This window comes from Enterococcus sp. H57, from assembly GCF_003112495.1.
GTDB lineage: Bacteria > Bacillota > Bacilli > Lactobacillales > Enterococcaceae > Enterococcus_B > Enterococcus_B faecium.
Genome location: NZ_BEHC01000051.1, coordinates 1 through 7,474 on the forward strand (window position 1 = coordinate 1; position 7,474 = coordinate 7,474).

A 7,474-nucleotide genomic window follows, 5' to 3' on the forward strand; every position below is an offset into this window, starting at 1 on the left:
CACAAAAGCAAAATGCCCGTAGAGCCGATAAAATAAGGCTTTGCGGACATTTAAGAAGATATAAAAAGATAGTCAAAAACACATATATAATTTATATGAAATTTCTATGAAGTTGATTGAATTCCATGCGCTTTTTTAGTATAGTTAAGTTTGTGTAAAAATTATAGAAGAGGAAGTATTCTATGAATAAATGGAAAAACTGGTTATTGGGATCCGGACTTGTCAGTATCCTGCTCTTTTTATCTGGCTGTGTGCGGATGGATTCAAACGGAAACCCTGACACTTCGGGAATCGTTTATCGAGTACTCGTCCATCCTATGGGCCAAGCGATTACATATCTAGTTGAAAATTTCAATTGGTCTTATGGCTGGGCAGTTATTGCAATGACTGTGATCGTCCGTATCATCATCTTGCCACTAGGTATTAGTCAATCGAAAAAAACAATGATCCAATCTGAAAAAATGCAAGCGTTAAAACCACAAGTTGAAGCAGCCCAACAAAAATTGAAAGCTGCAACAACACGTGAAGAACAAATGGCAGCACAAGCAGAAATGCAGCAAGTATATCGCGAAAACGGATTGAGTATGACCGGCGGAATCGGCTGTCTGCCTCTATTGATCCAAATGCCGATCTTCTCTGCCTTGTATTTTACGGCTCGCTACACAGAAGGTATCCGTGAATCATCTTTTTACGGCATCGATCTAGGCTCACCAAGTATGGTGCTTGTGGCCATCGCAGGGGTCGCTTATCTGCTTCAAGGATATATTTCAACAATCGGTATTCCTGAAGAACAGAAAAAGACAATGCGTACGATGCTGATCGTCTCTCCTGCTATGATCGTCTTCATGTCAATCAGTGCGCCAGCCGGTGTTACACTTTACTGGGTAGTCGGTGGTGTGTTCAGCTGTCTGCAAACATTCATCACAAACGTTATGATGAAACCACGTTTGAAAGCACAAGTGGCAGAAGAGTTGAAACAAAACCCGCCAAAACAAGTCGTCACTCCAAGAAAAGACGTGACAGAATCAGCAAAGCTAGCTAACAACAAACAAGCAACAAAACAAATCAAACAACCAAAAAACAGTACAAACAACAAAGGCCGCAACGCAGGAAAGCAGCAGAAGCGGAAGTAGATAGTAAATAAAAGTGTAATAAAAATTCATTAACAGTTTTAGCAATTAAAAATATCGACCAAGATTTTTGAAAAAGAAATCTGGTCGATATTTTTATTTAAGTGAATGTTTAATTTGAATCATCGATTGATCGCTATCTAATTGCAGCAGCATCTTTTTATGAAGAAACAACTTTTTCTTATCTATCAACGTAGACAGGTGTTGCTGTTTCTTTTAATAATGTACTTAATCCCTTAATATTTTGTTTTCCTTCTTCTAACATCCAACTACTCGCTTTTTTTTCGCCTTCGGTAACAAAAGGTGCCACTCCCTTCGCCCATGTTGCTCGCCCACATAAGACACCATTGAATGTCGAACCTGATTGTTTTGCAAAACGTAATGTATCTTGAAATAGCGTAGCATTGACTCCCGCACTAAAAAAAATAAACGGTTGTTCAGTCACTTTCGATTGTTCATAGAAATACGCGGATGCCTCTGCTTGACTATAACAAGTCTCTTGCCCATATCCTTCCACAAATCTCATATTCACTGGCACTTCTACTTTCAATACATCCACTTGATAACGTTCTTTTGAAAATTCTCGCATGGCTTCAATAACTTTATGGGGTTTTACTTTTGCATAGGCAAGAGAGGACGGATCGCCAATAGTTGCATCATAAGAAAGGATCTCTAAAAAGAAAGGTATGCCTTCTGCTTCGCATTCTGAACCAATCCGTTCTATAACTATTTGTTTTTGCACATTAATCTCTGCTGGTTCATCCACGTCATAGTACAATAAAAATTTACAAGCATCCGCACCAGCTTCTTTTAACCTTTTCACCGACCAAATATTCAATAAATCAGGTAATCTTCCCGGCATTTTCGTATCATAGCCGGTTTTTTCATAAGCTAGCAGCAAGCCACATTCTTTTTCTCGAAGCGCTGCTGCAGGCAGGCCGTATTCTGGATCAAGTAAAATAGCTGAGGTATAGGGAGTCAGGTATTGAGAAACCATCTGTTTAAATTGGATGATGTCTTCTGATGTAGCTTCTTTATATTGGTTGATCATTTTCTTCAAAGCACCACGCTGGTCGATTGCTAACGCGCTAATAATTCCGGCTTCATCCGTCAATCGCTTCAAACGTTCCTGCTTTTCTATACTCATCTTCTTCATATATCTTCACCTATTTCTTTAGTTAATATTGTGGCTATTTCTGTTTTTGATTTTGCTTTTCTCAACTGTTCTGTAACCTCTTTTCGCATCAACGATCGTGCAACGAGAGACAATAATTTCAAATGAGTCGTTCCTGCTTCTGAATCTGGAATAAATAACGCAAAAATAAAATCAACTGACTGTCTATCTAAACTGTTCCATTCAATTCCTTTGTTCAGTGTGACGATAATCATACTAGGTTCGTTGATTGTTTGAGACTTCGCATGAGGGATAGCAAAACCTGACATTATTCCTGTAGTACCTTCTTTTTCTCTTTCTAGAAGTTTTTGATATACTTCTTTTTCATCATGAACAATTCCTAAGCAGAATGTTTGCTTTGCTAAAAACTTAAATGCTTCTACTTGACTATCCAATGGCTGTTGTAAAAAAATGTTCTCTTCATGAATGATTGTCATGATAAGTCTCCTGCTCCTGCTCTTCCTTTTTCGATAACTGTACGATTTGCTGCTTTATTATCCATCTTCTTGTCTTTATCAGTTACTCTTTTCTTTTGGATTAATCCTAGTATCACTCCACCAACGATCGAACCAATAAGAATCGCTGTAACCCATTGGATTTTTCCTGTTACTACAGGTAATACTAAAAAACCGCCATGTGGTGCTGGAACTTGGACGCCAAACAAATAAGTCAAGACAGCAGCAATTGATGAGCCTAACATCATCGTGGGTAACACTCGGATCGGGTCTTTCGCAGCAAACGGAATAGCTCCTTCCGTAATATGAGTTGATCCTAAAATAAAATTAACCAAACCTGCATTACGATCATTGGTATCAAAATATTTACCAAACAATAAAGTAGCAAAACCAGTAATCAACGGTGGTGCAATACAAGCTGCTGACACACCAGCCATAAAAGTCGTGTTTCCTTGTGCCAAAAGAGCTGTTCCTGTTACATATGCCGCCTTATTAACCGGTCCTCCCATATCAAACGCACACATACAGCCAACAATCACGCCAAGAACAAGTGGATTCGAATGTTCAAATCCAGCTAAAAAGCTCATCATTCCTTCATTTATAGCCTTCATTGGACCTGCCAGCAAAGACATCACGATACCAATAAATGCTACACCAATAACTGGATATAAGAAGATTGCCTTCAAGCCATCTAGTTGTTTAGGTAAAATTGTCAGTAGCTTTTGCAAAAATAAGATAAAATAACCTGCTAAGAACCCAGCTAAAATACCTCCTAAAAATCCAGTACCGCCATTCATGGCCACGATTCCACCAACAAATCCAACGACTAACCCTGGACGTTTCGCGATCCCTTCTGCAATATAAGCTGCTAAAACTGGAACCATCATTCCCATTGCTGCATCGCCAACCGTTTTTAACATCGCCGCTGTAGCATTGTATTGTGCATGATCTGGATCAAAAGAATAGATTCCCCAAACGGCAAATGAAATAGCAATCAATACTCCGCCAGCTACCACGAAAGGCAACATATGAGAGACACCATTCATCAAATTTTTATAGATGCTACGACCAAAATTAGCACCACTCATCACTTCTGGTTCTAAAGTATCAACAGCTTCATTATCTGCTAAGATGGTCTCTTTTCCTGCCAATGCTTCGTCAATCAGCCGTTGTGCATCCTTGATTCCTGTACTGACAGAAACATCAATGATTCGTTTTCCCACAAATCTTTCTGAATGGACATCTTTGTCTGCGGCAATAATGACAGCATCTGCCAGTTTGATTTCTTCAGCCGTTAATTCATTTTCGATCCCAATTTGTCCATGGGTCTCTACTTTGATCGTGATGCCTTTTTTCCTAGCTACTTGTTCTAATGCCTCTTGCGCCATGTAGGTATGCGCAATTCCTGTCGGACAACCGGTTGCTGCAATTAGTTGATATTTTCCCATCTTTCGAACCTCTCTTCCCTGATTTTGATTTGTTTACTTAATTCCTCCACATCTAAAAAATCTGTTAATCCTTTGCGAAAAGCGGTTGAGCTGCCTGCTGCTATGCTTTTACGTAACGTTTCATCAAGCGGTCGTCGATTCATGTATCCTGCTAAAAAAGCGCCTAACATGGTATCACCTGCACATGCTGTATTGACAACTTTTCCTTTTGGCGAGTTTCCTCTAAACACCCTGTCTTTCGTAAAAAGAATCGCTCCTTTCTCACCGAGGGATAACAAAACATTTTCTGCACCTAACTCTACTAGTCGTTGTCCATAAACAAAGTAATCTTCATCTGTAACCATTTTTCGTCCGAACCAAGAAGAAAGTTCTTCCTCGTTCGGTTTCAGCAAAAATGGTCGATAGGGTAAACAATCCATGGCTTCTTGATCACTACTATCAATAATCAAATGAACCCCCTTTTCCTGACAAATCCGGCTGATTTCTATTAAAACCTTTGGAGACAGCCCTCTTGGTAAACTCCCAGAAACACAAAGATAATCTTCTGCTTGTAATACTCTTATTTGATTTAAAAAATTATGGACAGCTGTCTGCGGTATTTCAGGTCCTTGATTCACTAATTTGTATTCTTCTCCCGTTTGATTGACTTGTGTAAATACATTGATACGCGTCATACCAGGCACTTCAATAAAATCTGTTTGGATTTGTTTCTGCTGTAAATAGTCTTCTATATACTTTCCTGTGAACCCAGCAGAAAAACCCAATGCCGTACTTGGGAAATCTAGCATCTTTAATACTAGTGACACATTCACTCCTTTTCCGTTTGCCTGAATGTCATCCTCTTTTGTGCGATTTACCATAAAAGGATGCATCTCCTCTGTTTCAATAAATAGATCAATTGCCAAATTCATCGTGCATGTGTAGATAGACATAACCAATGACCTCCTTGACTCTATTATGAAATACGCGAAAGAGAAAATGTTTTCTTAATCGTTTCAACACAAAGAAAACCTTTACATTTATAAACTCGTCGTGCTATTTTTTAACTAACTTTTGGTGAAAGAAGGAAAGAATATGGATCACAAATTAAGTGAAACAGAACAGTACCTCTGGAACTTTATCGAACACCATATCCTAGAGATCCCTAACTACTCCATCGTGAAACTAAGTGAACAAGCAAATGTCTCAACAGCCACCATTGTGCGGACAATGAAAAAGAAAGGCTATGAAGGGTTTACTTCGTTTAAGCATCATCTAAAAGAAGGAGAAAACAAGAACATCAATTTTTCTTTCTTAGATAAAGTAGACAAAGGTATCCGCCGAGCCATTCTAAAAAATGAACAAGAAGTGGTACGTACGATCAATATGTTGGAAATCGGGAACATTGAAGATGCAATACAAAGAATCAAATTTGCTGACCGAGTTTTTGTCTTTGCCCGAGGATTTTCAGAAATGATTGGTCAAGAGATGCTGGTAAAACTTCAATTAACAGGGAAAAATTGTCAAATGCATACTGATCCAGAAATCATCAAAAACATTAGTCGGAAACTAACTAAGAAAGACAGCGTTATTTTTATTTCTTTGAACGGCGAGACAAAAGAACTCGTCACCGCCGCAAAGAATTGCTATGATGCAGAGATTGGTTCGATTCTAGTTACAGCTAATCATTCCTCTACACTCAAAGATTATTGCGAGATAAATCTCGTAGGTTTCAAATCAGAAGGTTCGTATTTCCCTAATTATGAAGTACGTTCACGCTTGCCTCTCCAGATCATCGCGAGAATTCTGCTTGACGCCTATGCATTGCGTATGGGGGAGAATTGAGGGTATTTGATTTGCGATTGATAACAATTGCTAGAAAAATTCCAATAGAATAGAGATGACGAAAAGATTAATCTAAAAGGAAACTTTTGTATAATCATTTCTCGTTCAATCAAATAGTTCTTTTTTTATAAAGATAACAAGGAACTTCAGTTTTCCATCATATCAATAAGTTTTTTTTTAATACGAGAAAGTTATCCGTTTAGTATTTTTGAAAAAGTATTTTAATACAAAACTAGAGAAACCTTATATGTACATCTAATTATGAAACAAATTGCTTATAGATTTTACGTTTCATTGGCGTATTTTCTAATCAACATCTTAATCTTCTACGGTTAAAAGCACAACAACGTTAGCAATACTTACTAACATTGTTGTGCTTTATAGCTACCTTATCGCTCTAATTTTAACAAAGAGTTTAAAATTATTCTTATTTTTCAAATTGAGATTTTTCTGGATATCTCTCCATAAATGTTTGCAAAAGTTCATTTTTTATTTTCTCGAAGTCAGAAACTTTATTTGTATCATTTAAACAAATTATTTTATGTTGGGGAGATTTCATTTCACTAAAAAGTAAATCATTATTGTCATTAAGGTAGTACATTTTAGAAAAATTTTTTTCTTGTGGGTAAAAATTTCCAGTACAAAGTTGCCAGTATCTAATTAACCAAAAATTGAGGTCTTCTTTACTTCTAAACTTAGAATGAACAGTTTTATTCATTTCTACTTGCTCTTTTTCCCATACTTTGTCAAAAATTGATTTATTAAGTGATACTGCTGTATGAGGTTCATAAAAACCTGTAAAGTCTTTCCATAAAATAAGTAAAATATTTCTAATATTATTTACTCCATATCTTCTATTAAAAAACGCTAATTGTAAAATTAAGTTAGAAAAATAAAAAGGCATTTATGGTACACTCAAATTGTATTTCCGACGAAAGAAAACAAAGGAGTGTAACCATAAATGACCTACAAACATCTTACCATAGACGAACTGACAATGATAGAATCATATTATCTTCAACATAATAAGCCGGTTGAAATCGCTAACCGAATGGGACGTGCTATACAAACTATTTATAATGTAGTCAATAAGTTCAAGCAAGGCAAGACTGCTCTTGATTATTGGCACCAGTATAAAGAAAATAAGAAAAAATGTGGTAGAAAAGTCATTCAATTACCTGCTCATGAAGTAGATTACATTAAAGAGAAAGTCACTCTTGGTTGGACGCCTGACGTCATTATCGGGCGAAAAGAAAGGCTTGTTTCATGCGGTATGAGAACACTTTATCGTTTATTTTCTAAAGGAATATTTGATATTGACACACTACCGATGAAAGGTAAAAGAAAAACCAATGGCCATCAGGAAAAACGGGGAAAACAACAGTATCAGCGCTCAATCCATGATCGACCTGATAATTATCCTGATTTCAATTCTGAGTTTGG

General features: G+C 37.1%; 7 protein-coding genes and 1 pseudogene. 3 read left to right on the forward strand and 5 right to left on the reverse strand.

Annotation, left to right across the window (positions count from 1 at the left end):
• Window positions 1-182 precede the first annotated feature (182 nt).
• Complete coding sequence (yidC, locus tag DIZ30_RS09970) at window positions 183-1,133, forward strand: membrane protein insertase YidC (protein WP_047929510.1); 951 nt, start codon at window positions 183-185, stop codon at window positions 1,131-1,133.
• A 178-nt stretch (window positions 1,134-1,311) separates the two neighbouring features.
• Here yidC and lacD read toward each other — a convergent pair whose 3' ends face one another.
• From lacD to pfkB, 4 genes are read right to left on the reverse strand one after another with little or no spacing between them, the layout of a single operon-like run.
• The gene (gene lacD / locus DIZ30_RS09975) at window positions 1,312-2,286 is read right to left on the reverse strand and encodes a tagatose-bisphosphate aldolase (protein ID WP_047936674.1); all 975 of its coding nucleotides are present in this window, start codon (window positions 2,284-2,286) and stop codon (window positions 1,312-1,314) included.
• On the reverse strand, window positions 2,283-2,741 hold the full coding sequence (locus DIZ30_RS09980; RefSeq protein ID WP_098188954.1) for a fructose PTS transporter subunit IIA: 459 nt from the start codon (window positions 2,739-2,741) through the stop codon (window positions 2,283-2,285). The genes lacD and DIZ30_RS09980 overlap by 4 nt, the downstream gene beginning before the upstream one ends.
• Window positions 2,738-4,207 (reverse strand): PTS fructose transporter subunit IIC, encoded by a 1,470-nt coding sequence (locus DIZ30_RS09985; RefSeq protein ID WP_098188953.1) that lies wholly within the window; start codon window positions 4,205-4,207, stop codon window positions 2,738-2,740. The genes DIZ30_RS09980 and DIZ30_RS09985 overlap by 4 nt, the downstream gene beginning before the upstream one ends.
• Entirely contained in the window at window positions 4,189-5,139 is a 951-nt protein-coding gene (gene pfkB, locus DIZ30_RS09990) for a 1-phosphofructokinase (protein ID WP_047929342.1), read from the reverse strand. Before pfkB ends, DIZ30_RS09985 begins: the two co-directional genes overlap by 19 nt.
• 142 nt (window positions 5,140-5,281) lie before the next feature.
• Here pfkB and DIZ30_RS09995 point away from each other — a divergent pair, with 142 nt between their 5' ends.
• Window positions 5,282-6,031, forward strand: coding sequence for a MurR/RpiR family transcriptional regulator (locus DIZ30_RS09995; protein WP_098188952.1), 750 nt, complete (start codon window positions 5,282-5,284; stop codon window positions 6,029-6,031).
• A gap of 427 nt (window positions 6,032-6,458) precedes the next feature.
• Here DIZ30_RS09995 and DIZ30_RS10000 read toward each other — a convergent pair whose 3' ends face one another.
• Window positions 6,459-6,935, reverse strand: a complete 477-nt coding sequence (locus tag DIZ30_RS10000) for a stealth conserved region 3 domain-containing protein (protein WP_227644279.1) — start codon at window positions 6,933-6,935, stop codon at window positions 6,459-6,461.
• A 57-nt stretch (window positions 6,936-6,992) separates the two neighbouring features.
• On the opposite strand from DIZ30_RS10000, the pseudogene DIZ30_RS10005 reads away from it, so the two are divergent.
• Window positions 6,993-7,474, forward strand: a pseudogene (locus DIZ30_RS10005) (IS30-like element IS6770 family transposase); the annotation flags it as partial.